The organism is Pseudoalteromonas sp. S1608 (assembly GCF_005887265.1).
In the GTDB taxonomy this organism is placed as follows: Bacteria; Pseudomonadota; Gammaproteobacteria; order Enterobacterales; family Alteromonadaceae; genus Pseudoalteromonas; species Pseudoalteromonas undina.
Map to the genome: position 1 here is coordinate 1 of NZ_PNDK01000063.1, position 471 is coordinate 471.

A 471-nucleotide genomic window follows, 5' to 3' on the forward strand; every position below is an offset into this window, starting at 1 on the left:
TGTCCACACAGATGATTGTTAATTGTAAAGAGAACAACACTTATTGTTTGGGTCTGTAGCTCAGCTGGTTAGAGCGCACCCCTGATAAGGGTGAGGTCGGTAGTTCAAATCTACTCAGACCCACCACTTCATCTTAATACTTCGTTGTAAGCTTCGTTGTTTAGTGAACTAAACGGCCTCAACTTACGCCTCGTCTTAAAAAGAAGTCGGTATACAAACAGTAAGACCAGCATATGTGGGGCTATAGCTCAGCTGGGAGAGCGCCTGCCTTGCACGCAGGAGGTCAGCAGTTCGATCCTGCTTAGCTCCACCACTTTACTTCTTAAAAATAAATATTCTTTTATCAGGTAGCACAATCACCTGAGAATAGAGTGTGTTTAATTTTGAGAAGTTTTTGATTCTCTGCTCTTTAAAAATTTGGAAAAGCTGATAATAAAATTCGTATGAATAACATTGTTATTTGTACAGAGT

General features: G+C 40.1%; 2 tRNA genes. Both read left to right on the top strand.

Annotated elements, in window-relative coordinates:
- The first annotated feature begins 49 nt into the window (after positions 1-49).
- A tRNA-Ile gene (locus CWB75_RS18460) sits at positions 50-126 on the top strand.
- A gap of 111 nt (positions 127-237) precedes the next feature.
- Positions 238-313: transfer RNA gene (locus CWB75_RS18465), tRNA-Ala, on the top strand.
- Positions 314-471: the final 158 nt, after the last annotated feature.